Annotated in this window: 21 protein-coding genes and 1 pseudogene; 7 read left to right on the top strand and 15 right to left on the bottom strand. The window is 62.7% G+C overall.

Annotation, left to right across the window (positions count from 1 at the left end; genetic code table 11):
* Positions 1-19: 19 nt before the first annotated feature.
* The 4 genes from ACF8RA_RS11165 to ACF8RA_RS11180 form a co-directional block, all read right to left on the bottom strand.
* Positions 20-769, bottom strand: coding sequence for a methyltransferase domain-containing protein (locus ACF8RA_RS11165; protein WP_176684398.1), 750 nt, complete (start codon positions 767-769; stop codon positions 20-22).
* A complete protein-coding gene (locus tag ACF8RA_RS11170; RefSeq protein WP_176684399.1) occupies positions 766-1,071 on the bottom strand; it encodes a MazG-like family protein in 306 nt (101 codons plus the stop codon). The genes ACF8RA_RS11165 and ACF8RA_RS11170 overlap by 4 nt, the downstream gene beginning before the upstream one ends.
* 77 nt (positions 1,072-1,148) lie before the next feature.
* Positions 1,149-2,000, bottom strand: a complete 852-nt coding sequence (locus tag ACF8RA_RS11175) for a MaoC/PaaZ C-terminal domain-containing protein (RefSeq protein WP_176684400.1) — start codon at positions 1,998-2,000, stop codon at positions 1,149-1,151.
* A 2-nt stretch (positions 2,001-2,002) separates the two neighbouring features.
* Positions 2,003-3,355 (bottom strand): 3-oxoacyl-ACP reductase, encoded by a 1,353-nt coding sequence (locus tag ACF8RA_RS11180; RefSeq protein ID WP_209968163.1) that lies wholly within the window; start codon positions 3,353-3,355, stop codon positions 2,003-2,005.
* A gap of 117 nt (positions 3,356-3,472) precedes the next feature.
* Between ACF8RA_RS11180 and ACF8RA_RS11185 the strand changes: the two genes are divergently transcribed.
* Both ACF8RA_RS11185 and ACF8RA_RS11190 read left to right on the top strand, forming a co-directional pair.
* The gene (locus ACF8RA_RS11185) at positions 3,473-4,750 is read left to right on the top strand and encodes an acetyl-CoA C-acetyltransferase (protein ID WP_392519160.1); all 1,278 of its coding nucleotides are present in this window, start codon (positions 3,473-3,475) and stop codon (positions 4,748-4,750) included.
* An 89-nt stretch (positions 4,751-4,839) separates the two neighbouring features.
* Positions 4,840-5,619, top strand: coding sequence for a helix-turn-helix transcriptional regulator (locus ACF8RA_RS11190; protein WP_176684403.1), 780 nt, complete (start codon positions 4,840-4,842; stop codon positions 5,617-5,619).
* Between the two features lie 95 nt (positions 5,620-5,714).
* Here ACF8RA_RS11190 and ACF8RA_RS11195 read toward each other — a convergent pair whose 3' ends face one another.
* The 5 genes and pseudogenes from ACF8RA_RS11195 to ACF8RA_RS11215 form a co-directional block, all read right to left on the bottom strand.
* Complete coding sequence (locus ACF8RA_RS11195; RefSeq protein WP_370688781.1) at positions 5,715-6,482, bottom strand: methyl-accepting chemotaxis protein; 768 nt, start codon at positions 6,480-6,482, stop codon at positions 5,715-5,717.
* Between the two features lie 90 nt (positions 6,483-6,572).
* Positions 6,573-7,658, bottom strand: a pseudogene (locus tag ACF8RA_RS11200) (cache domain-containing protein); the annotation flags it as partial.
* A gap of 167 nt (positions 7,659-7,825) precedes the next feature.
* Positions 7,826-8,236, bottom strand: coding sequence for a Cu(I)-responsive transcriptional regulator (gene cueR, locus ACF8RA_RS11205; RefSeq protein WP_176684405.1), 411 nt, complete (start codon positions 8,234-8,236; stop codon positions 7,826-7,828).
* Positions 8,233-10,632, bottom strand: coding sequence for a heavy metal translocating P-type ATPase (locus ACF8RA_RS11210; RefSeq protein ID WP_176684406.1), 2,400 nt, complete (start codon positions 10,630-10,632; stop codon positions 8,233-8,235). Before ACF8RA_RS11210 ends, cueR begins: the two co-directional genes overlap by 4 nt.
* Positions 10,633-10,684: 52 nt before the next feature.
* Positions 10,685-11,071, bottom strand: coding sequence for a hypothetical protein (locus tag ACF8RA_RS11215; RefSeq protein ID WP_003255287.1), 387 nt, complete (start codon positions 11,069-11,071; stop codon positions 10,685-10,687).
* Between the two features lie 145 nt (positions 11,072-11,216).
* Between ACF8RA_RS11215 and ACF8RA_RS11220 the strand changes: the two genes are divergently transcribed.
* Together ACF8RA_RS11220 and ACF8RA_RS11225 are read left to right on the top strand one after the other, a co-directional pair.
* Complete coding sequence (locus ACF8RA_RS11220) at positions 11,217-11,414, top strand: heavy-metal-associated domain-containing protein (RefSeq protein ID WP_014589568.1); 198 nt, start codon at positions 11,217-11,219, stop codon at positions 11,412-11,414.
* Positions 11,415-11,522: 108 nt separating this feature from the next.
* Complete coding sequence (locus ACF8RA_RS11225; protein ID WP_176684407.1) at positions 11,523-12,704, top strand: multidrug effflux MFS transporter; 1,182 nt, start codon at positions 11,523-11,525, stop codon at positions 12,702-12,704.
* Here ACF8RA_RS11225 and ACF8RA_RS11230 read toward each other — a convergent pair.
* Positions 12,655-12,852, bottom strand: a complete 198-nt coding sequence (locus ACF8RA_RS11230) for a hypothetical protein (RefSeq protein ID WP_245354978.1) — start codon at positions 12,850-12,852, stop codon at positions 12,655-12,657. The two genes, ACF8RA_RS11225 and ACF8RA_RS11230, sit on opposite strands and share 50 nt — an antisense overlap.
* A gap of 489 nt (positions 12,853-13,341) precedes the next feature.
* Here ACF8RA_RS11230 and ACF8RA_RS11235 point away from each other — a divergent pair, with 489 nt between their 5' ends.
* Positions 13,342-14,055, top strand: coding sequence for a helix-turn-helix transcriptional regulator (locus ACF8RA_RS11235; RefSeq protein WP_019438054.1), 714 nt, complete (start codon positions 13,342-13,344; stop codon positions 14,053-14,055).
* A 20-nt stretch (positions 14,056-14,075) separates the two neighbouring features.
* Here the strand turns inward: ACF8RA_RS11235 and ACF8RA_RS11240 are convergent, their stop codons facing one another.
* The 5 genes from ACF8RA_RS11240 to ACF8RA_RS11260 form a co-directional block, all read right to left on the bottom strand.
* The gene (locus ACF8RA_RS11240; protein ID WP_176684408.1) at positions 14,076-15,023 is read right to left on the bottom strand and encodes an adenosine deaminase; all 948 of its coding nucleotides are present in this window, start codon (positions 15,021-15,023) and stop codon (positions 14,076-14,078) included.
* 86 nt (positions 15,024-15,109) lie between these two features.
* On the bottom strand, positions 15,110-15,796 hold the full coding sequence (locus ACF8RA_RS11245; protein ID WP_176684409.1) for an SDR family oxidoreductase: 687 nt from the start codon (positions 15,794-15,796) through the stop codon (positions 15,110-15,112).
* Positions 15,797-16,164: 368 nt separating this feature from the next.
* Positions 16,165-16,749 (bottom strand): YigZ family protein, encoded by a 585-nt coding sequence (locus ACF8RA_RS11250; protein ID WP_176684410.1) that lies wholly within the window; start codon positions 16,747-16,749, stop codon positions 16,165-16,167.
* A gap of 9 nt (positions 16,750-16,758) precedes the next feature.
* The gene (locus ACF8RA_RS11255) at positions 16,759-17,421 is read right to left on the bottom strand and encodes a TetR/AcrR family transcriptional regulator (protein WP_003255279.1); all 663 of its coding nucleotides are present in this window, start codon (positions 17,419-17,421) and stop codon (positions 16,759-16,761) included.
* Positions 17,422-17,511: 90 nt separating this feature from the next.
* Positions 17,512-18,429 carry a LysR family transcriptional regulator gene (locus ACF8RA_RS11260; protein WP_176684411.1) on the bottom strand — a complete coding sequence of 306 codons (918 nt, stop codon included), beginning with the start codon at positions 18,427-18,429 and terminating at the stop codon, positions 17,512-17,514.
* 118 nt (positions 18,430-18,547) lie between these two features.
* Here ACF8RA_RS11260 and ACF8RA_RS11265 point away from each other — a divergent pair, with 118 nt between their 5' ends.
* On the top strand, positions 18,548-19,894 hold the full coding sequence (locus ACF8RA_RS11265) for an aspartate aminotransferase family protein (RefSeq protein WP_176684412.1): 1,347 nt from the start codon (positions 18,548-18,550) through the stop codon (positions 19,892-19,894).
* Positions 19,895-19,967: 73 nt separating this feature from the next.
* A complete protein-coding gene (locus ACF8RA_RS11270; protein WP_176684413.1) occupies positions 19,968-21,461 on the top strand; it encodes a CoA-acylating methylmalonate-semialdehyde dehydrogenase in 1,494 nt (497 codons plus the stop codon).
* Positions 21,462-21,616 lie beyond the last annotated feature (155 nt).

Genomic DNA, 21,616 nt, shown 5'->3' on the forward strand with positions numbered 1-21,616 from the left:
TTCCTCCCGGCGTGGCGGATTAGCGGGGGCGGCAGACCCAGTGCAGGTAGCGGCCAAGTCCGGCGAAGGTAGGGTGGCGACGGTGGGCCAGTTCCATTTCCAGCAGGTCGAGCAGCTCGGCCTTGCCCTGGAATTCCTTGGGCATATAGTCGTGAAACACCCGCACGCCGCTTTCGCTTTCAACCTGCCACATAGGCTCAAGTTGCGCCTTGAGTTCGCGTGGATCAAGCGGTTTCTGTGGGGTCAGGCTCTGCTTTTCACCTTCCAGCCGGTTGCTGCGCAACTTGCGGAAATGGCCCTTGAGCAGGTTGCGATAGACCAGTGCGTCGCGGTTGTAGAAGGCCAGCGATAACCAGCCGTCGGGTGCCGTGAGCTGGTGCAGCACTGGCAGGATGCTCTCGGGTTCGGCCAGCCATTCGAGCACTGCATGGCAGAGCACGAGGTCGTAGCGCTCGGTCAGTTGGCCGAGCAGGTCTTGCCAGGGTGCCTGGATGAAGGTCGCGGTCTGGCCGGCTTCGGCAAAGCGCGCCCTGGCGCCTTCGAGCATGGGCGCCGCAGGTTCGGCCAGGGTCAGCTGGTGGCCGCGCTCGGCCAGCCACAAGGCCATGTGGCCCAACCCGGCGCCGATGTCGAGGATGCGTAGCGGGCGGTCGGGTAGCGCTTCGGCCAGGTCGGCCTGCAACACCGCCAGGCGGATCGCACCCTTGGCGCCGCCATAGATCTTTTCGGCAAAGCGGGTGGCCAGCTCATCGAAATGACGATCGTTCATCGGGCGAAGCGCCTCTCGCTGTCGGCCAGCTTGGCACGCACCACCTGGTCCATGTCCAGACCCAGTTCGCTGCACAGCAGCAACAGGTAGAGCACCACGTCACCGACTTCCTGGCCGGCGTGGGCCAGCTTGTCGGCAGGCAGTTGGCGCGATTCGTCCTCGCTCAGCCACTGGAAGATTTCTACCAGCTCGGCCATTTCGACGCTGGCGGCCATGGCCAGGTTCTTCGGGCTGTGGAAGCCGCGCCAGTCGTTGGTATCGCGGATCTGATGCAGGCGTTGGGTGATTTCTTGCAGGTTCATCGGGGGTCTCCTATTGCTGCATAGCTTCTGCCCAGGCCCGATGCAAAGCAAGCGTATACCGCCAGGACAGGCCCGGCCTACAGGCACTCCCAACGGCCGACCATATGCAGCACGTCCCCGTGCCCATCCAGGCGCAGTTGGCCCGAAGGGCCCGCTTCACTGGCACTGAGCACCACCTCCGAAGGCAACCTGACCGGCTTGCGGAAGTCCACCTCAAAGGCATAGCCACTGTGCGGCAGGTGCCCACGCAGCGCGGCCAAGGCCATGGCCTTGGTCCACATGCCATGGGCAATGGCCGTGGGAAAGCCGAACAACCGCGCACTGACCGCACTGAGGTGGATAGGGTTGTAATCCCCGCACACCTTGGCATAACGCCGACCGATATCACTGTCGGCGTACCAGCGTGTGGCTTCGGGCAACGGATCAGGCTCAGTGTCGGCCGGCTCACTCGTCTGGCCTTCCAGGGCCAAACCACGCACCAACATGCGGCTGGTCTCTCGCCAGAGCAGGCCGATGCCATCTTCAGCCTCGGTGACCAGGTCGAAGGTGCCCCCTTTGGCATGGCGCTGCAGGTTGTGCGCATACACCGCAAAGCGCAGCCCTTCGACAGCACCAAGCGGGCGCAGCACTTCGATGCGGTTGTGCAGGTGTACCAGACCAAGCAGCGGGAAGGGGAAATCATCGGCCGTCATCAGCTGCAATTGCAGGGCAAATGCCATCACATGGGGATAAGTCCCTGGCAGGCGGCCATCATCGGGAAAGTGGCAAAGCCTTCGATACGCCCCCAGGTTGCCCGGTTGGACCCGAATGAAACAGCGCAGGCCATCGTCCGGCAGCCGGTCGCCGCTGATGGTGCGTTTGCTGGCTGCGCGCAGGTACAGGCTGGCGCGGGCGGCCGGGTTGTGCAGATCGTGCCATTGTCGGCTCATGCTCAAGCTCCCATCAGTGCCTGACCGCACACCCGCAGCACCTGGCCGTTGACCGACCCGGAGCCTGGCTGGCTGAGCCACGCAATGGCTTCGGCGACGTCCTGCGGGCGCCCACCCTGGCCCAGCGAACTCAGGCGCCGCCCTGCCTCGCGCAGGCCCATGGGCATGGCTGCAGTCATGTGGGTTTCGATGAAACCGGGGGCGATGGCGTTGATGCTGCCACCGCGCTCGGCGAGCCGTGGCGCCCAGGCCTGGGCCAGGCCGATCAGCCCGGCTTTGCTCGCGGCATAGTTGGCCTGCCCGCGGTTGCCGGCAATGCCGCTGACCGAGGCCAGCAGGGTGATGCGCGCGTTTTCCCCCAGCGCGCCGTTGTCATACAGCGCCTGGGTGAGCACCTGCGGTGCCTTGAGGTTCACGGCCAGCACGGCGTCCCAGTATTCCGGCGTCATGTTGGCCAGTGTCTTGTCACGAGTGATCCCGGCGTTGTGCACCACGATATCGATGCCGTCGGGCAGGGCTGCGAGCAGTTGCGTTGCCGCATCGCTAGCGCATATATCCAATGGCAGTGCCTTGCCGCCAAGGCGTGCAGCGAGGGCGTCGAGGTCCTGGCTGGCCTGCGGTACATCCAGCAGCAGTACATCGGCGCCGTCCCGTGCCAAGGTTTCCGCAATGGCGGCACCGATGCCGCGCGCAGCCCCCGTGACCAGAGCACGGCGACCGCCGAGTGGGCGGGTCCAGTCTTCCACCTGGCTGGTGCAGGCTTGCAGGCGCAGAACCTGGCCAGAGATGAAGGCACTCTTTGGCGAGAGGAAGAAGCGCAGGGCGCCTTCCAGCTGATCTTCGGCACCGGGGGCGACATACAACAGCTGGGCAGTAGCGCCATTGCGCAGTTCCTTGGCCAGTGAGCGGCTGAAGCCCTCAAGGGCACGCTGTGCAACGCTGGCCAGTGGGTTGTCGAGGCCTTCCGGTGCAAGGCCTAAAACCAGTACATGGGCGCATGGGGCCAGACTGCGTAGCAGCGGCTGGAAAAATTCACGCAACTGCTTCAGTGCATCGCTGTCGGACAAATGACTGGCATCGAATACCACGGCCTTGATTTTCGGCCCCAGGCCGGCCACCCAGGCTTCAGCCTGCAGGTTGTCGGCGCTGAAGCTGTAAACCTCGTCAGTAAGGCACGGGGCGATGGCTTCGACCTGCTTCGCCAGTGGCCCGCCACCCAGTACCAGGGCACCTTCTACCGGGCGCAGGCGGCCAGCCTGCCAGCGCTCCAGTGGCGCCGGGCGTGGCAGGCCAAGGGCATCCACGAGGCGGCGGCCGAGATTGGAGTTGGCAAAACCGAGGTAGCGATCGCTCATGAGGGGTCTCCCGAAAGGCAAGCTTGAAAGTGTGGACCAACTTTGCGGCAGGGTCGTTCGAATGCGGTAAAAACACCTAGGCTGTACCGATCAAATTGTTTCAGGAGGAATAAGCGCATGCTTTCAGCTCGCCGGGTCGCGATCCTGGGTGGCAACCGGATCCCCTTCGCCCGCGCCAATGGCGCCTACGCCACGGCCAGCAACCAGGCGATGCTCACGGCCGCGCTTGAAGGCTTGATCGAACGCTATCGCCTGCACGGGCTGCGGTTGGGCGAGGTGGTGGCCGGTGCCGTGCTCAAGCACTCGCGCGACATGAACCTGACCCGCGAGTGCGTGTTGGGTTCGCGCCTGTCTGCGCAGACCCCGGCCTATGACATCCAGCAGGCCTGCGGTACCGGGCTGGAGGCTGCGCTGCTGGTGGCCAACAAGATTGCCCTGGGGCAGATCGACTGCGGTATTGCTGGCGGTGTCGATAGCACCTCCGATGCGCCCATCGCCGTCAACGAAGGCTTGCGCCATATATTGCTGCAGGCCAACCGTGGCAAAAGCCTTGGCGAACGGTTAAAGCCCTTCCTCAAGCTGCGGCCTCGTCACCTGAAACCCGAACTACCACGCAATAGCGAGCCGCGCACGGGGTTGTCGATGGGCGAGCATTGCGAGCGCATGGCCCACACCTGGCGCGTTGGCCGTGCCGAGCAGGACGAACTGGCCCTGCTTAGCCACCAGAAGCTGGCCGCTGCCTATGCCGAGGGTTGGCAGGAAGATCTGTTGACGCCGTTTCTTTCGCTGACACGGGACAACAACCTGCGCCCCGACCTGAGTCTTGAGCAGTTGGCCAGACTCAAACCAGCCTTTGACCGCAGCGGGCAGGGCACGTTGACGGCGGGTAACTCCACGCCGTTGACCGATGGTGCTTCGCTGGTGCTGTTGGGCAGCGAGGCGTGGGCGCAGCAGCAGGGGTTGCAGGTGCTTGCCTATCTGGTCGATGGCGAAACCGCTGCGGTGGATTTTGTCACGGGGCGCGAAGGGTTGTTGATGGCGCCTGTGTATGCCGTGCCGCGCTTGCTGGCACGCAATGGCCTGACGCTGCAGGACTTTGACTATTACGAAATCCACGAAGCCTTTGCTGCCCAGGTGCTGTGCACGCTCAAGGCCTGGGAGGATGCCGACTACTGCCGTGAGCGGTTGGGCCTGGAGGCACCGCTTGGCGCGATCGACCGTAGCAAACTCAATGTCAAGGGCAGTTCGCTGGCGGCCGGGCACCCGTTTGCGGCAACCGGTGGGCGGATATTGGCCAGCCTGGCCAAGCTGCTGGCGACGGCGGGTAAGGGGCGCGGGCTGATTTCGATCTGTGCGGCAGGCGGGCAGGGGGTGACCGTTATCGTCGAGCGCTGAAGTACCTCCAGGGTAACGGCAGAGGCGGCGAGTGCCTCGATCATGATCCAGCTGTTAGGCTTGTCTGGTCAGAACTAAAAGAAAATACCATGCCGATCATCGGACACCCCCGCGCTATCCCCGCGCTGGAACACCTGCCCAGACCCCTCTACGCCCGTGCCGAAAGCCTTGGCGCCGGTTCGTGGACCACTCGCCACCGGCACGACTGGGTACAGTTTTCCTACGCCATCAGCGGCGTACTCGGCGTGTACACACGCGACGGCAGTTACTTTGCCCCACCGCAGTGGGGGGTGTGGATCCCTGCCGATGCCGAGCATGAAGTGGTCACCTCGATGCAAGCCGAGATGCGCAGCCTGTATGTACGCCGCGATGCCTGCCCATGGGCGCCGGAACAATGCCGGGTGCTGGAAGTGACGCCGCTGGCGCGCGAGCTGATCAAGCAGTTCTGCCTGTTCCCGGCGGATTACCCAGAGGACGACAGCGCCGAGGCGCGTCTGGTGGCGGTGCTGCTCGACCAGTTGCGCACTTTGCCGGAAGTCGGTTTTTCGCTGCCGTTGCCCCGCCACCCTGGTTTGCTGGCGCTGTGCAATGGCTTGATCGCTGCACCAGACCAGTCGCAGACCTTGCAGCAGTGGGCGCGGCAGCTGGGGTGTTCGGAGAAGACGCTGATGCGGTTGTTTCAGCGGGAGACCGGGTTGAGCTTTCGTAATTGGCGGCAGCGCATGCGGTTGTTGTCGTCGCTGGCGTTGCTGGAGGCGGGGGAGAATGTGACCGAGGCGGCGCTGGGGTGTGGGTATGACTCCACCTCGGCCTACATTGCGGCGTTCAAGCAGCTGTTTGGGGCGACACCGGGGGAGTTGAAGCTTTAGTTTACGGTTGCTTGTGCCGGCCTCTTCGCGGGTAAACCCGCGCCTACAGAGGCCGCGTTACCACCCGCGAAAGGGCCGGCACAGGCCATGCCTCATCAGGTGCGGAACCTGCGCACCAGCGTATCCAGCTCATTGGACAGCCCGGCCAGGCTCTCGGAGTCCTGGCGCGCCGCCTGGGCCAGCTCGGCCACCAACTGCGCATCCCCGTGAATCTGGCTGATGTGCCGGTTGATGTCCTCGGCCACCTGATGCTGCTCTTCGGCCGCCGTGGCGATCTGGGTGTTCATGTCGCGGATCACGTCCACCGACTCACGGATCTGCCCGAAGCTGTCGCGGGCCAGGCCAATGCGGCTCACCGACTGCTGCGACACTTCCAGGCTGGCGTGCATCTGCTCGGCCACTTCGGCGGTACGGCTGGCCAGGTTGCCCAGCAGACCGTCGATTTCGGCGGTGGAGTCGGCAGTGCGCTTGGCCAGCGCCCGCACTTCGTCCGCCACCACGGCAAAGCCGCGGCCCTGCTCACCGGCACGGGCCGCTTCGATGGCGGCGTTCAGGGCCAACAGGTTGGTCTGCTCGGCAATCGAACGGATGGTGCCGAGGATCGACTGAATAGCGTTGCTGTCACGCTCCAGTTGCTGGATCGACTGCGCCGATTGCTCGATTTCGTGGCTCAGGCGATCAACGCTGTGTACCGCCGCATCGATCTGCTGCTGGCCTTCGCGGGCCTGCTGCTGGCCACTGTCGGCCGACTGCGCTGCCTGGCTGCAGGACCGTGCCACTTCATTGGCGGTGGCGACCATTTCGTGGAATGCGGTGGAAACCATGTCCACGGCTTCACGCTGGCGGCCGGCCGCCTCGGCCATGTCGCTGGAGACGCGGGTCGAGCTGCTGGACGTGCTGAGGATCTTGCTGGCAGCAGTGCCGATGTGCTGGATCAGGCTGCGAATGGCCCCGAGGAACTGGTTGAACCAGCTGGCCAGTTGCGCGGTTTCGTCGCGGCCGCGGATTTCCAGGTTGCGGGTCAGGTCTCCCTCACCCTGGGCGATGTCTTCCAGGCCATTGGTGACACTGTTGATCGGGCGCACGATCAGTTTGGCGAAGGCCGCACCGACCAACGCGAACAGCGAGGCCAACACCACAGCGATGACGCCGATCAGCCAGGTGAGCCGGGTGGTGGTCTGCATCACTTCGCTTTGCTCGATCAGGCCGATGAAGGTCCAGCCCAGTTGCTGGTCGGGGTAGACGTTAGCCATGTAGTGCACGCCATTGAGTTCGACCTCCACCAGGCCTTTGCCGGCTTTGGCCAGCTTGGCATAACCGTCGCCAAAGCTTCCCAGCTGCTTGAAGTTGTGGGTGGCGTCGCGCGGGTCGACCATCACGTTGCCGTTGCTTTCCACCAGCATCAGGTAGCCGCTTTCGCCCAGTTTGATCTGCTTGACGATCTCGGTCAGGCCCTTGAGCGACACGTCGATGTTGACCACACCGCCGGGGTTGCCCAGCTGGTTGGCCACGGTGCGCACGGTGCTGACCAGCACTGCATCGTCGGCGGCCCAGTAGTAGGCGCCGGTACGTAACGTCTTGCCAGGGTTGGCCATGGCGAGTTGGTACCAGGGGCGCGTGCGTGGGTCATAATTGACAAACTTCTGGCCGGCCGGCCAGCCGGTGTAGCCGCCGTCATTCACCCCATAGGACAGGTAGGCGTAGGCGGGATGTGAGTTGGCCAGGCGGGTCATGAAGTCGAGTATTTTGCTGGCCTGCTCGCCCAGTTCGTAGGACGGGGTTGCGCTCATGTACTTGTTCAGCTCGCTACCCGTGGCGGCGACCATTGGCTGGGAAGCCATGTACTCGACGTTCTGGTTGATCCCCTGGAAGAAGATGTTCATCGCGTTGCTGACCTGGCGGATTTCCCGGCTGCTGCTGTCGAGGAATCCGTCGCGGGCTTCGCCGCGCAGGTTGATGACCACCAGGGTGGCCACCAGAACGATGGGCAAGCCGGCGATGACCGCGAATGCCCAGATCAATTTCTGTTTGATGCTCATCGACGCTCCCGGAATTGTTATTTTCGACACACGAGGCAGGTAGCAACTACATCGGCAGCATCCGGGTTTTATAAAGCCAAAAGGCCCGTATTTATTGGATAAAGTCGTGGTTGGTGACTATTCGGTCGTGTTTGGACATTTATGGCATACCAAACGCTCGTGGCAGCTCAGTGACAACAGCTGCCTGCAGCGCCATTGGCCAGGTCTTTGAGGATCGGGCAGTCCGGGCGGTCGTCACCCTGGCAGTGCGAAACCAGCTCGCCGAGGGTGTCGCGCAGGCTCACCAGCTCCTCGATGCGCCGGTTCAGTTCATCGATATGGTGCATGGCCAGCGCCTTCACATCGGCGCTGGCACGTTGGCGGTCCTGCCACAAGGCCAGCAACTTGCCGACCTCCTCGAGGGAAAAGCCCAGGTCGCGGGAGCGTTTGATGAAGGCCAGGTTGTGCAAATCTTCCGCCTGGTACAGGCGGTAGCCGCTGTCGCTGCGTGTGGCCGGTTTGAGCAGGCCGATGGATTCGTAGTAACGGATCATCTTGGTGCTGAGCCCGCTGCGGCGGGCGGCCTGGCCAATGTTCATGGCGCCTCCTGGGTGTTGCTGGTGGGTTTCCACGTTTTAAGCCACAGTGCGTTGCTGACGACGCTTACGCTGGACAGGGCCATGGCGGCACCTGCCAGTACCGGGTTGAGGTAACCTAGCGCGGCCAGCGGGATGCCGATCAGGTTGTAGATGAATGCCCAGAACAGGTTCTGGCGGATCTTCGCGTAGGTCTTGCGGCTGATTTCCAGTGCGGCGGGCACCAGGCGCGGGTCGCCACGCATCAGGGTGATGCCCGCGGCCTGCATGGCCACGTCGGTACCGCCACCCATGGCAATGCCGATGTCGGCTGCGGCCAGCGCCGGGGCATCGTTGATACCATCGCCAACCATGGCAACCACACCCTCCTGCTTGAGCGCGGCCACGGTCGCGGCCTTGTCGGCCGGTAGCACTTCGGCATGCACATCGTCGATGCCCAGGGCCTCGGCAACCACTCTGGCGCTGCCACGGTTGTCACCGGTCAGCAGGTGGCTGCTGATGTGTTGGGCGTGCAGGGTGTCGATGGCCTGCGCGGCGCCCGGCTTGAGGCTGTCACCAAAGGCGAACAGGCCTACCACACTTGGTTGCGTGCCGCGTTCTATCAGCCACGACAGTGTGCGCCCTTCGGCTTCCCAGGCCTGGGCCTTTTCGGCCAACTCGCCGGGCTGCAGCCCGCTTTCGTCAAGCAGTCGACGGTTGCCCAGTGCCAGTTCACGGCCTTCAACGCGACCGGCAATGCCGCGCCCGGTCAGCGACTGGCTGTCGGCAACGCTTGGCACGTCCAGCCCTTGCTCTGCACAGGCCACCAGTACCGCCTTGGCCAGTGGGTGTTCACTCCCGCGCTGCAGGGCGCCGGCCAGGCGGTACAGGTCGGCACTGTTGCCGTCCAGTGCCTGGCTGTGAACCACCTGCGGGCTGCCGGAGGTGAGGGTGCCGGTTTTGTCGAAGACTACGCGGTTGACCGCATGGGCACGTTCCAGGGCTTCGGCATCCTTGATCAGGATGCCGTGGCGGGCGGCGACCCCGGTGCCGGCCATGATCGCCGCGGGCGTGGCCAGGCCGAGGGCGCAGGGGCAGGCGATGACCAGCACGGAGACGGCGTTGATCAGCGCGATTTCCAGCGGTGTCCCAGCCAGCCACCAGCCAATCAGGGTGATCAGGGCCAGTACCAGCACAGCGGGGACGAATACCTGGCTGACACGGTCGACCAGCTTCTGGATCGGCGCTTTGGCGGCCTGTGCGTCTTCCACCAGGCGGATGATGCGCGCCAGCACGGTCTCGGTGCCCAGCGCCTGGGTAAGCACCAGCAGCCGGCCTTCGCCATTGATGGCGCCACCGGTGACGCTGTCGCCGGGTTGCTTGGGCACTGGCAGGCTCTCGCCGCTGATCAGGGCCTCATCGGCGTGGCTGCTGCCGTCTTCGACCACGCCGTCGACCGGGAAGCGCTCGCCGGGCTTGACCAGTACCAGGTCGCCCAAGCGCAACTGGGCGATCGCCACATCCTCCTCCTGGCCGTCGACCACGCGCACGGCGCGTTCCGGGCGCAGGGCTTCGAGGGCGCGGATGGCACTGGCGGTCTGGCGTTTGGCGCGGCTTTCCAGGTACTTGCCCAGCAATACCAGGGCAATCACCACGGCCGAGGCTTCGAAGTACAGGTGCGGGGCCATGCCGGCGGGAGCCTGTGCCCATTGGTACAGGCTCAGGCCATAGCCAGCGCTGGTGCCCAGGGCCACCAGCAGGTCCATGTTGCCAGCACCGGCGCGCACGGCCTTCCAGGCCGCAATGTAGAAGCGGGCACCGAGAATGAACTGCACGGGTGTGGCCAGCAGGAACTGCGCCCAGGCGGGTAGCATCCAGTGCAAGCCGAACGGTTGCACCAGCATGGGCAATACCAACGGCAGGGCCAACAGCAAGGCTGCGCCGACTGCCAGGCGCTCGTTGCGCAGGCGTCGCTGGACAGTGCTTTGGTCGTCCTTGGTCGATTGTGGCAGGCTGGCGCTGTAGCCTGCCTTTTGCACAGCGTCGATCAGCAGGTTGTCATCCAGGGCCGCAAGCACTTCGAGGTGCGCGCGTTCGCTGGCCAAGTTGACGCTGACCTGCTCGACCCCCGGCAATTTGCCCAGGGCGCGCTCCACACGGCCGACACAACTGGCGCAGGTCATGCCGCCAATCTGCAGCTCGAGGGTGCGGGTGGGCACCCCGTAACCGGCCTCCCGCACGGCTTTGACCAAAGCCGGCAGGCTGTCAGGCGCGGCCAGAACCCGGGCTTTCTCAGTGGTGAGGTTTACGCTGACCTGTTCAGCGCCGGTGACCTTGCGCAGGGCGCGCTCGACCCGGCCAGCACAGCTGGCGCAGGTCATGCCGGAGATCGGCAGGTCGTATGTGGTGGATGCGGGCATGGCTCTCCTCCTTGGACAGGCCTCCAGCATCAACCTTGCCACGCAGGCAAGGTCAATAGCCCAGGTCGGCTCGTTTCAACTCCAGCCCATATTGCCCCATGGCGATGCGGTATTTGTTGATCTGGCCCGCCTGCAGATTCAAACGCGTGCTGCGCTGGTCCTCTATACCAGCGGCGCAACCCGGCATTTGCCCAGGTAGCAGGCGCAGGCGTACATCCACCGGGCCAGGCGGCAAGTTGAACGAGGTAGACTGCTCCTGGAAAACGCGCCCGGAAAGCTGGTCGTTGAGGTACACGCCGATTTCGCAGCTGGTGGCCACTTCCAGGCGCTCCCGGGAAATGATCAGTACGCTGTAGGCCGAGTTGCCCTCGGCGAAGGCCGGTGGCACCACAGCCAGCGCGCCCAATAGCCCGACGACGCCCAATGCTGCCCTGAACATGAAAAATCTCCTGCTTGCCTGATCGTCAAAGGCGCAGCTTGGCCGACGCGGACGCGGATTTCCACCCCGGGTGTTGCAGGCAAGGCTTGACCTTGCCCTGATGGCAAGCTTGAGACTAGTGAAAAACCTGAAGGAGGTAACCCTCATGCAAGTGTTCAATGTACAAGGCATGACCTGCGGCCATTGCGTGAAAGCCGTGACCCGCGCGGTGCAGGAGCAGGATGCGGCAGCCAGGGTGGAAGTTGATCTGGCAGGCAAACAGGTGCGTGTGCAGAGCGAGTTGGCGCAGGAGCAGATCCTCACCGCGATTCGGGATGAGGGGTACCAGGCCGAACTCGCCTGAAGACCTGATTGCTCCCACTGGGGGGTAACAGTGTTGCAAATGTTTTCACATCGATAGGGTCCACAGCAGGTAGAATCAGTCACTTGCTTAGCCTGCTATGGATTCCTGATGAACCTGCGAATGGTGCTCATCCTGGGCGCACTCAGTGCGTTCGGGCCCTTGGCGATCGACTTCTACCTGCCAGCCTTCCCGGCCATGGCGCAAGCGTTCGCCACCGATGAAAAACACATCCAGGCCACTTTGGCCGCTTACTTCCTGGGCCTGTCTATCGGGCAATTGGCCTATGGCCCAGTTGCCGATCGCTTTGGTCGACGCAAGCCGCTGATCTTCGGCGTGACCCTGTTTACCTTGGCTTCACTGGCCTGTGCCTATGCCCCCAACCTCGACACCTTGGTGCTGGCACGTTTTATCCAGGCATTGGGTGGGTGTGCCGGCATGGTGCTTTCGCGGGCTATCGTCAGCGACAAGTGCGACCCGGTAGCTTCAGCCAAAGTGTTTTCGCAACTGATGCTGGTCATGGGCCTGGCGCCGATCCTGGCACCGATGCTGGGTGGGGTGCTGGTGAACCTGGCCGGCTGGCAGTCGATCTTCCTCGCTCTGAGCCTGTTCAGTGCCGGCTGCCTGTTGGCGGTAAGCCTGGGCCTGCCAGAAAGCCTGCCTGAGCATATACCGCGCCAGCCGCTGTCTGGTGCGTTGCGCCAGTACCTGCGGCTGCTGGCTGACCGGGTTTTCCTCGGCCATGCCCTGACCGGCGGTATCGCCATTGCCGGCATGTTTGCCTATATCGCCGGTTCGCCTTTCGTGTTCATCAAGCTGTATGGCGTACCCGCAGAGCACTACGGCTGGCTGTTCGGTACCAATGCCGCAGGTTTTATTCTGGTGGCGCAGGTGAACGCCCGCTTGCTGGCCAAACGCGGACCGGCGTTCCTGCTGGGCCGCGCGGTGTGGCTGTATCTGGTTGCGGGCCTGGTGCTGCTGGGCGTGGCGGCCTTGCGCCCAGCGCAGTTGTGGCCGCTGCTGGTGCCGCTGTTCATCTGTATCGCCAGCCTGGGTTGCATCATTCCCAATGCTTCGGCCTGCGCCATGAGCGGACAGGGCGCGCGTGCCGGTAGCGCCTCGGCACTGATGGGCTGTGTGCAGTTCAGCGTCGCTGCGGGTGCTGCCGCACTGGTCGGCCTGCTGCATGACGGCAGTGCGGTGCCAATGGCAATCGTGATCAGCCTGTGCGGGGCGCTGGCGGTCAGTGTCGCGCTGTTGACCCGACGTCTGCAGGCCAAGGCTCCCGCATGAGGGGATGAGGTGCCTGCAGACGGTTTTCCAGCGTGGCGACGAAGGCACGTGCCTCAGCCTCGCTGCGGAAACTGACCACGTGCTGATCGAGCTGGACTTGCCAAGGACAGGCGGGGTTTCGGCTCGACGCACTTACGATAATTTTCATCGCGGCATACCTCCAGAAAGGGCAGCGGCTCAAGTGTAGCGCTGGCCTGCGAGCCTGCCATGACACTGCTTCAGCGTCCTGACTGACGGTAGGTGCGTGCATTTTCCTGGCGGTGTTTCCTGCTTTGGGCGCAATGCCTGCAAACCCACAGAACCTTCGCTTTGTTTCGCGCTATTTGCGGAAGGTTGCTGTGGGCCGTATCTGAAATGACTGCAAGTTTGTTTTCATCAAGATGTTTCAGCGCGCCTGTGTGGGCGTACCGGTGCCTTGGTTGACGTGGTGCCGGGGAGTATCTCGCAGCCGCTTCGCTGCTTGCCATGGGTAGACATACCCAGTGGTTTTTCATCCTGGGTGCTGCGGCAGGTGGGCGTCTGAACGGCGTTTTCTGCGGCTTATACTGGCGAACCAGGCCAGTGCCAGCGAGAGGCGCTTCCCTGGCAGGGTTGGCCATCGCATCCCCACCGTGAAATTGCAGGGAGTTACAAGGACATGAACGCAGCCAGCAGTATCAGCCAGATCGCCAGCCTGATGGCCGACCCCAAGCGCAGTGCCATGCTGTGGGCATTGATCGATGGCACACCACGATTGGCCAATGAGCTCGCGATAATGACTGGCCTGACTTCATCGTCAGCCTGCGCACACCTTTCGCTGCTGTCGTCGGCCGGTTTGCTCAGGCATGAAGCCAGGGGCCGCAAACGTTACTTCTGCCTGGCTACCCCGCAGGTCGGAGCAGCGGTAGAGGCCTTGGCCAGCGTACAACTGGAAAGCGCCAGGGGAGAGCGTGCCGAAGCGCCGGTATCGTCGCTGCCCCTGTCGATGCGCCGGGCGCGCCGTTGTGGCGATCACCTGGGTGGGGAGTTGGCCAGTGAGCTGTACCATCGCATGGTGGTGGCTGGCTGGTTGGAAGGCAGCGGACGGCACTTGAGGGTCAGTGACGAGGGGCGGGCGCAGTTGGCCTTGGTCGGGGTGTACATCGATGCCCTGGCGCCACACCAGCAACGAGGTTGCGTGATCTGCCGCTGCACCGAATGGAATGACCAGGGCCCGCATCTGGGGGGCGTACTGGGCCAGGCCTTGTTCAGGTTGTTCCTGCAATCTGGCTGGATGCGTGAGTTGGAGGACTCGCGGGCATTGCATATCTCGGCGCTGGGTATCCAGCAGATCAATCGCATAGCCCGCGTGGCGACGTTGCAGGTCGGTTGAGCGCAACGTCGTCATGCTACTCAAACCAGCCGTGCGTCCAGGCTGTTCTGCGCCAGGCGACGCGCCTGGTCTTCGGTCATGCCCAAGTGGGTATGCAGAGCGTGGAAGTTCTCCGTGACGTAGCCACCGAAGTAGGCCGGGTCGTCCGAGTTGACCGTGACTTTCACGCCACGCTCGAGCATGTCGAGGATGTTGTGCTGGCTCATGTGGTCGAACACGCAGAGCTTGGTGTTGGACAGCGGGCACACCGTGAGCGGGATCTGCTCGTCGATAATGCGCTGCATCAGGCGCTCGTCCTCGATGGCGCGCACGCCATGGTCGATACGTTTGATCTTCAGCAGGTCGAGGGCTTCCCAGATGTACTCAGGCGGGCCTTCTTCGCCAGCATGGGCAACGGCGATGAAGCCTTCGCTACGGGCGCGATCGAACACACGCTGGAACTTGCTGGGTGGGTGGCCCATCTCCGAGCTGTCCAGGCCTACGGCAATGAACGCATCGCGGAACGGCAAGGCCTGATCGAGGGTCTGGTGCGCTTCATCCTCGCTGAGGTGGCGCAGGAAGCTGAGGATCAGGCCGCTGCTGATGCCCAGCTGTTCGCGGCCATCCTTGAGCGCCTGGCTGATGCCGTTGAGCACCACTTCGAAAGCAATGCCACGGTCGGTATGGGTCTGCGGGTCGAAGAAGGGTTCGGTGTGGATCACGTTCTGGGCCTTGCAGCGCTGCAGGTAGGCCCAGGTCAGGTCGTAGAAGTCCTGCTCGGTGCGCAGCACGTCGGCGCCCTGGTAATACAGGTCGAGGAACTCCTGCAGGTTGTTGAAGGCATAGGCACCGCGCAAGGTCTCCACATCGGCCCAGGGCAAGGCGATCTTGTTGCGCTCAGCCAGGGCGAACAGCAACTCGGGCTCCAGCGAGCCTTCCAGGTGCAGGTGCAGTTCGGCCTTGGGCAGGGCGTTCAACCAGTCATACATAGTGGTTCATCTCAATCAGGTACAGTTGCGGCCATTCTACAGGGGCCGGCCGGGCAATGCGCCCAGCCGGGCTGCGACCTGGTGAATCACCAGACCAAGGGTTCGCCCTTGTAGTTGATGAAGCGCAGGCCGCCCTTGCCGCTTTGGGCCTTGATCTGTTCGATCATGCCGCGGGTGCTGGTGAGCACATCGATATCGGCGTTTTCGCCACCCATGTCGGTTTTCACCCAGCCCGGGTGCATGGCCAGCACGCACAGGTCCGGGCGCTGCTGCTCAACGAAGAAGCTGTTGATCATCGAGTTCAGTGCCGCCTTGCTGGCCTTGTACAGGCAGATTTCGCCACCGTCGGGGATGGTGATGCTTCCCAGGATCGAGCTCATGAAGGCCAGCACACCACTGCCTTCGCGTATTTGATCCACCAGGCGGCGAGCCACGCGTATCGGCGCCACGGCGTTGGTCATGAACAGATCGCCAATGTCGCTGTTGCTTACCGCCTCCAGATCTTGCGGCAAGGGGCCCATGACCCCGGCGTTGACGAATATCAGGTCGAATACCTGGCCTTGCAGGCGTTGCTTCAGGCCATCGAGCTGGACGGTGTCGTTCATTTCCAGCTGCTCGATGTGCACGCCGGGCACGTTCGCCAGGGCGCCGGGCTGCTGCGGGTTACGGACGGTGGCAGTGATTTTCCAGCCGTCTTCGTGCAGGCGTTGTACCAGGCCCAGGCCAAGCCCGCGCGAGGCGCCGATGATGAGGGCAGTTCTTGAATTAGCCATAGGAACATTCCTTTATCGGTGTAGGAGAAAGGAACTGAGCATACGTCACGGCGGATATGCGTGCCTGGTTTGCTGTTGGTCAAAAAATGGTCAGTTTCGTCTGGGCCTTGCGGGGCCGGGCGCTTCGCCGGTTGGCACACGGGTTATCCACAAGCTGGTCCACAGTTATTGTGTGCAAGGTGAGCGAGTGGGGTGCGGTTTGGGTGGGCGGTTCGCTGGGGATAAGTCGCGCACATTCAGCAGTTTACGACTGTCATCAAATAGTGATCAAAATATGATCAAGGCTCTGAGGGCCTTGAAATCACTAGCCTGCAAGAGCTTGCCCCAAGCTTATCCACAGGCAGGCCCACAGTTGCTGTGGGCAATGTTCAGCGTGCTTCGAGCAAAATACGTCCGCGGCTCAAATCCGCCAGTTGCTGTTGCAATGGCGCCAGGTGGGCGTCACCGAGGGCAATCAGCAGGTCAACACCATTGGCGGTGAACTGTTCATCCAGGACCAGGCCGTCAACCTCGGCCAGGCGCAGCTTCACCAACGCCAGCTCGCTGAAACTGCAGCTGCAACTGAAATTGCTGCGTTGCACCAGCAGGCGCTTGGGCGCCTGTTGCAGGCACTTGTTGGCGCCGCCGCCATAGGCCCTGGCCAGGCCGCCGGTGCCCAATTGGATGCCGCCGTACCAGCGGATCACCAGCACCACCACCTGGTCGCAGTCCTGCGCTTCGATGGCCGCCAGGATCGGCCGCCCAGCGGTGCCACCGGGTTCGCCATCGTCGCTGCTGCGGTATTGCGCGCCGAGTTTCCAGGCCCAGCAGTTGTGGGTTGCGGCCAAGTCGCTGTGACGTTCGATGAAATTCATCGCGTCGGCGGCACTGCTGATCGGCCCGGCGAGGGTGATGAAGCGGCTTTTGCGGATTTCCTCGCGGTATTCGCAGAGGTCGAGCAGGGTAGAAGGCATAAAGGACGGTCAGGCAGCCGGCTTGATGCCGCAGCCCTTCAGAATGATGTGGATAAGGTTGTTGCTCGCGTCTTCCATGTCCTGTTTGGTCAGGCGGCTGCGGCCAGTCACCTGGCAAATCTGGGTGGCAAAGTCGGCGTAGTGCTGGGTGCTGCCCCAGAGCAGGAAGATCAGGTGCACGGGGTCGACCGGGTCCATCTTGCCTGCTTCGATCCAGGCCTGGAATACCGCAGCACGGCCGCGGAACCATTCGCGGTAATCGGCGCTGAAGTATTCGGTCAGGCAGGTGCCACCGCTGATCACTTCCATGGCGAAAATGCGCGAAGCTTGCGGGTTGCGCCGGGAGAACTCCATCTTGGTGCGGATGTACTGGCTCAGGGCTTCACCGGGGTCGTCATCGACGCTTAAGGCGTTGAAGGTGCTGTCCCACAACTCGATGATGTTGCTGAGCACGGCGATGTACAGGCCCAGCTTGTTGGTGAAGTAGTAGTGCAGGTTAGCCTTGGGCAACCCCGCCTTGAGGGCGATGGTGTTCATGCTGGTGCCCTTGAAACCATGGCGGGCGAATTCATCTTCGGCGGCCTGGATAATGGCCTGTTCGTTCTTCTGGCGGATACGGCCCGCGGGCTTGCCCGAGGCGGAGAGGCGATGCGCAGGGACTTCTAGGGTCATGGACGATTCCGTACGGGGCAGTGGCTGCGGCTGTGGCACAAGATTACCTGCCTGTGCCGAAGTGACAAGCGTTTACGGCACAGACTGGCATCAACGTGTCGCAGCCAGGCTTTCGAGGAAGCTTTCCAGCACCAGGTTGGGGCGCCGGCCTTTGCGGGTGACCCAGCTCAGGCTCAGGTCATAAAAACGCTCCCTGGGCTTTAGCGCACGCAAACGGCCTTGTTGGACCCAGAACGTGGCGTAGTGGTCGGGCAGGTAGCCGATATAGCGCCCGGTGAGGATGAGAAACGCCATGCCCTCGCGGTCAGAAGCACTGGCTGTGCAATTCAGTGCCTGGTAATGCGCCTGGATTTCGGCGGGCAGACGGAAGGTGGGGGTGATGGCTTCCTGGCTATTGAGGCGTTCGTCGTCTATCTGCTGGTCGTCGGCGTAGAACAACGGGTGGCCGACTGCGCAGTACAGCAGCGAGCGTTCGCTGTACAACGGTTGGTACTCAAGCCCCGATAGCGGGCTGGTCTGTGGTACGACGCCAACGTGCAGGCTGCCGTCGAGCACGCCGTGCTCGACCTGGCTGGGGGCGATCATACGGATCTGGATGCGCACGTCAGGGCCCCGATCCTTGAGTTCCGCCAAGGCGTGGGTGATACGCATGTGCGGCAAGGTCACCAGGTTGTCGGTCAGGCCGATGTTCAGCTCGCCGCGTAAATGCTGGTGCAGGCCGTTGACCTCGGTGCGGAAGCTTTCCAGTGCACTGAGCAGTTGCAGGGCTGAATGGTAGACCTCGCGGCCTTCCTCCGTCAGCGAGAAACCGGCGCGGCCGCGCTGACACAGGCGTAGGCCGAGGCGTTGCTCGAGGTCGTTCATCTGCTGGCTGATGGCCGAGCGACCTATGCCCAGTACGTTTTCGGCAGCCGAGAAGCCACCGCACTCGACAACGCTGCGGTAGATCTTCAGCAGGCGGATGTCGAAATCGCTGACTTGGGCGAGTGGATCGGGGCGTCGGCTCATTAGTTTAGTCTCGGCCTGTCTGAAGGTTAGAAATGTAGGCTTTTTCAGACTCTATCGCCGTGCCAATTTAGCTGCAACAAGATACATCGTTGCCTAATCGTCTTCCGAGGAACCGCCGATGAACATGCCCGAAACCGCCCCTGCCGGTATCGCCAGCCAGCTCAAGCTGGACGCCCACTGGATGCCCTACACCGCCAACCGCAACTTCCAGCGCGACCCACGCCTGATCGTGGCGGCCGAAGGCAACTACCTGGTCGATGACCACGGGCGCAAGATCTTCGACGCCCTGTCCGGCCTGTGGACCTGCGGCGCAGGGCACACTCGCAAGGAAATCGCTGACGCGGTGACCCGCCAACTGAGTACGCTGGACTACTCGCCAGCTTTCCAGTTCGGCCACCCGCTGTCGTTCCAGCTGGCGGAAAAGATCGCCGAGCTGGTTCCGGGCAATCTGAATCACGTCTTCTATACCAACTCCGGTTCCGAGTGCGCCGATACCGCACTGAAGATGGTGCGTGCTTACTGGCGCCTGAAAGGCCAGGCAACCAAGACCAAGATCATCGGCCGTGCCCGTGGTTACCATGGCGTGAACATCGCGGGTACCAGCCTGGGTGGCGTCAACGGTAACCGCAAGATGTTTGGTCAGTTGCTGGACGTCGACCACCTGCCCCACACCGTGTTGCCGGTGAACGCTTTCTCCAAGGGCATGCCGGAAGAGGGCGGTATCGCTCTGGCTGACGAAATGCTCAAGCTGATCGAGCTGCACGATGCCTCCAACATCGCAGCAGTCATCGTCGAGCCGCTGGCCGGTTCGGCCGGTGTGCTGCCGCCGCCGAAGGGCTACCTGAAGCGTCTGCGTGAAATCTGCACCCAGCACAACATTCTGCTGATCTTCGACGAAGTGATCACTGGCTTCGGCCGCATGGGTGCGATGACCGGCTCGGAAGCCTTCGGCGTTACCCCAGACCTGATGTGCATCGCCAAGCAGGTGACCAACGGCGCCATCCCGATGGGCGCAGTGATTGCCAGCAGCGAGATCTACCAGACGTTCATGAACCAGCCGACCCCGGAATACGCGGTGGAATTCCCACACGGCTACACCTACTCGGCGCACCCGGTAGCCTGTGCCGCCGGTATCGCCGCGCTGGACCTGCTGCAGAAGGAAAATTTGGTGCAGTCCGCTGCTGAACTGGCGCCGCATTTCGAGAAGCTGCTGCACGGCGTGAAGGGCACCAAGAATATCGTCGATATCCGCAACTACGGCCTGGCCGGCGCCATCCAGATCGCCGCCCGTGACGGTGATGCCATCGTTCGCCCATACGAAGCGGCCATGAAGCTGTGGAAAGCGGGCTTCTATGTACGATTTGGTGGCGACACCCTGCAGTTCGGCCCAACCTTCAATACCAAGCCGCAGGAACTGGACCGCCTGTTCGATGCGGTAGGCGAAACCCTGAACCTGATCGACTGATCTTTCCGATTTTGATGCCAGGCGCACGCACGCAGCGCGTGCCTGGCTCTCCTTTGTTTATCTGGAGTTTTGCATGAGCATTGTTCAGCACCTGATTCACGGCGAACTGGTTACCAAGGGTGAGCGCACCGCCGATGTCTTCAACCCGTCCACTGGCCTGGCCGTTCGCAAGGTCGAACTGGCCAGCCGCGCAACTGTTCAGGAAGCGATCGACTCGGCCAAGGCCGCCTTCCCGGCCTGGCGCAACACCCCTCCGGCCAAGCGCGCCCAGGTGATGTTCCGCTTCAAGCAACTGCTGGAGCAGAACGAAGCCAAGATTTCGCAGATGATCAGCGAAGAGCACGGCAAGACCTTGGAGGACGCCGCCGGCGAACTGAAGCGTGGTATCGAGAACGTCGAGTTCGCGTGTGCAGCCCCAGAAGTGCTGAAGGGGGAGTACAGCCGCAACGTCGGTCCGAACATCGACGCCTGGTCCGATTTCCAGCCGCTGGGCGTGGTTGCCGGTATTACCCCGTTCAACTTCCCCGCCATGGTGCCGCTGTGGATGTACCCGCTGGCCATCGCCTGCGGCAACGCATTCATCCTCAAGCCTTCCGAGCGTGACCCGAGCTCGACCTTGTACATTGCCCAGTTGCTGCTGGAAGCCGGGCTGCCGAAGGGCATCCTCAACGTGGTGCACGGTGACAAGGAAGCGGTGGATGCGCTGATCGAAGCACCGGAAGTGAAAGCACTGAGCTTCGTGGGTTCGACCCCGATCGCCGAGTACATCTATGCCGAAGGCACCAAGCGTGGCAAGCGTGTACAAGCCCTGGGGGGCGCGAAGAACCACGCGGTGCTGATGCCGGATGCCGACCTGGACAACGCAGTCAGTGCCCTGATGGGCGCGGCTTACGGTTCGTGTGGCGAGCGTTGCATGGCCATTTCGGTAGCCGTGTGCGTGGGCGACCAAGTGGCCGATGCCCTGATTGCCAAGCTGGAGCCACAGATCAAGGCGCTGAAGATTGGTGCCGGCACCTCGTGTGGCTTGGACATGGGCCCGCTGGTGACTGCGGCAGCGCGTGACAAGGTCGTGGGTTACATCGATGACGGTGTTGCTGCTGGCGCCAAGCTGGTGGTGGATGGACGTGGCTTCCGTGTGGCGGGTAATGAAGATGGCTACTTCGTGGGTGGCACACTGTTCGACAAGGTGACCCCGGAGATGCGCATCTATAAAGAAGAGATCTTTGGTCCGGTGCTGTGCGTGGTCCGGGTGAATAGCCTGGAGCAGGCCATGCAGCTGATCAACGATCACGAGTATGGCAACGGTACCTGCATCTTTACCCGTGACGGTGAAGCGGCCCGTCTGTTCTGCGACGAGATCGAAGTGGGTATGGTGGGTGTCAACGTACCGCTGCCAGTGCCGGTGGCCTACCACAGCTTTGGTGGCTGGAAGCGTTCGCTGTTTGGTGACCTGCATGCCTATGGCCCGGATGGTGTGCGCTTCTATACCCGCCGCAAGGCAATTACCCAGCGTTGGCCGCAGCGGGCCAGCCATGAAGCGTCGCAGTTTGCATTCCCTAGCCTGTAAGGGAAGTAGATGAAGCGGGGAGGCCGTCAGGCCTCCCCGTTTTGTTTTTGGGGTTTGGTTGTTGCTGTTGCTGTTGCTGTTGTAGGGGGGATGTCTTGAGGTGGTTTGGGCGGTGAGATGTGTCTGCCATAACCCCTGCAGCGCCTGTGAGATCG

The sequence above is a fragment of the Pseudomonas sp. FYR_5 genome (genome assembly GCF_043106315.1).
GTDB lineage: Bacteria > Pseudomonadota > Gammaproteobacteria > Pseudomonadales > Pseudomonadaceae > Aquipseudomonas > Aquipseudomonas putida_Y.

Coding starts and splice junctions, on each gene's coding strand:
- ACF8RA_RS11165 (WP_176684398.1), bottom strand. CDS start 769: ATGAACGATCGTCATTTCGATGAGCTGGCCACCCGCTTTGCCGAAAAG.
- ACF8RA_RS11170 (WP_176684399.1), bottom strand. CDS start 1,071: ATGAACCTGCAAGAAATCACCCAACGCCTGCATCAGATCCGCGATACC.
- ACF8RA_RS11175 (WP_176684400.1), bottom strand. CDS start 2,000: ATGAGCCGACAATGGCACGATCTGCACAACCCGGCCGCCCGCGCCAGC.
- ACF8RA_RS11180 (WP_209968163.1), bottom strand. CDS start 3,355: ATGAGCGATCGCTACCTCGGTTTTGCCAACTCCAATCTCGGCCGCCGC.
- ACF8RA_RS11185 (WP_392519160.1), top strand. CDS start 3,473: ATGCTTTCAGCTCGCCGGGTCGCGATCCTGGGTGGCAACCGGATCCCC.
- ACF8RA_RS11190 (WP_176684403.1), top strand. CDS start 4,840: ATGCCGATCATCGGACACCCCCGCGCTATCCCCGCGCTGGAACACCTG.
- ACF8RA_RS11195 (WP_370688781.1), bottom strand. CDS start 6,482: ATGGCCGAGGCGGCCGGCCGCCAGCGTGAAGCCGTGGACATGGTTTCC.
- cueR (WP_176684405.1), bottom strand. CDS start 8,236: ATGAACATTGGCCAGGCCGCCCGCCGCAGCGGGCTCAGCACCAAGATG.
- ACF8RA_RS11210 (WP_176684406.1), bottom strand. CDS start 10,632: ATGCCCGCATCCACCACATACGACCTGCCGATCTCCGGCATGACCTGC.
- ACF8RA_RS11215 (WP_003255287.1), bottom strand. CDS start 11,071: ATGTTCAGGGCAGCATTGGGCGTCGTCGGGCTATTGGGCGCGCTGGCT.
- ACF8RA_RS11220 (WP_014589568.1), top strand. CDS start 11,217: ATGCAAGTGTTCAATGTACAAGGCATGACCTGCGGCCATTGCGTGAAA.
- ACF8RA_RS11225 (WP_176684407.1), top strand. CDS start 11,523: ATGAACCTGCGAATGGTGCTCATCCTGGGCGCACTCAGTGCGTTCGGG.
- ACF8RA_RS11230 (WP_245354978.1), bottom strand. CDS start 12,852: ATGAAAATTATCGTAAGTGCGTCGAGCCGAAACCCCGCCTGTCCTTGG.
- ACF8RA_RS11235 (WP_019438054.1), top strand. CDS start 13,342: ATGAACGCAGCCAGCAGTATCAGCCAGATCGCCAGCCTGATGGCCGAC.
- ACF8RA_RS11240 (WP_176684408.1), bottom strand. CDS start 15,023: ATGTATGACTGGTTGAACGCCCTGCCCAAGGCCGAACTGCACCTGCAC.
- ACF8RA_RS11245 (WP_176684409.1), bottom strand. CDS start 15,796: ATGGCTAATTCAAGAACTGCCCTCATCATCGGCGCCTCGCGCGGGCTT.
- ACF8RA_RS11250 (WP_176684410.1), bottom strand. CDS start 16,749: ATGCCTTCTACCCTGCTCGACCTCTGCGAATACCGCGAGGAAATCCGC.
- ACF8RA_RS11255 (WP_003255279.1), bottom strand. CDS start 17,421: ATGACCCTAGAAGTCCCTGCGCATCGCCTCTCCGCCTCGGGCAAGCCC.
- ACF8RA_RS11260 (WP_176684411.1), bottom strand. CDS start 18,429: ATGAGCCGACGCCCCGATCCACTCGCCCAAGTCAGCGATTTCGACATC.
- ACF8RA_RS11265 (WP_176684412.1), top strand. CDS start 18,548: ATGAACATGCCCGAAACCGCCCCTGCCGGTATCGCCAGCCAGCTCAAG.
- ACF8RA_RS11270 (WP_176684413.1), top strand. CDS start 19,968: ATGAGCATTGTTCAGCACCTGATTCACGGCGAACTGGTTACCAAGGGT.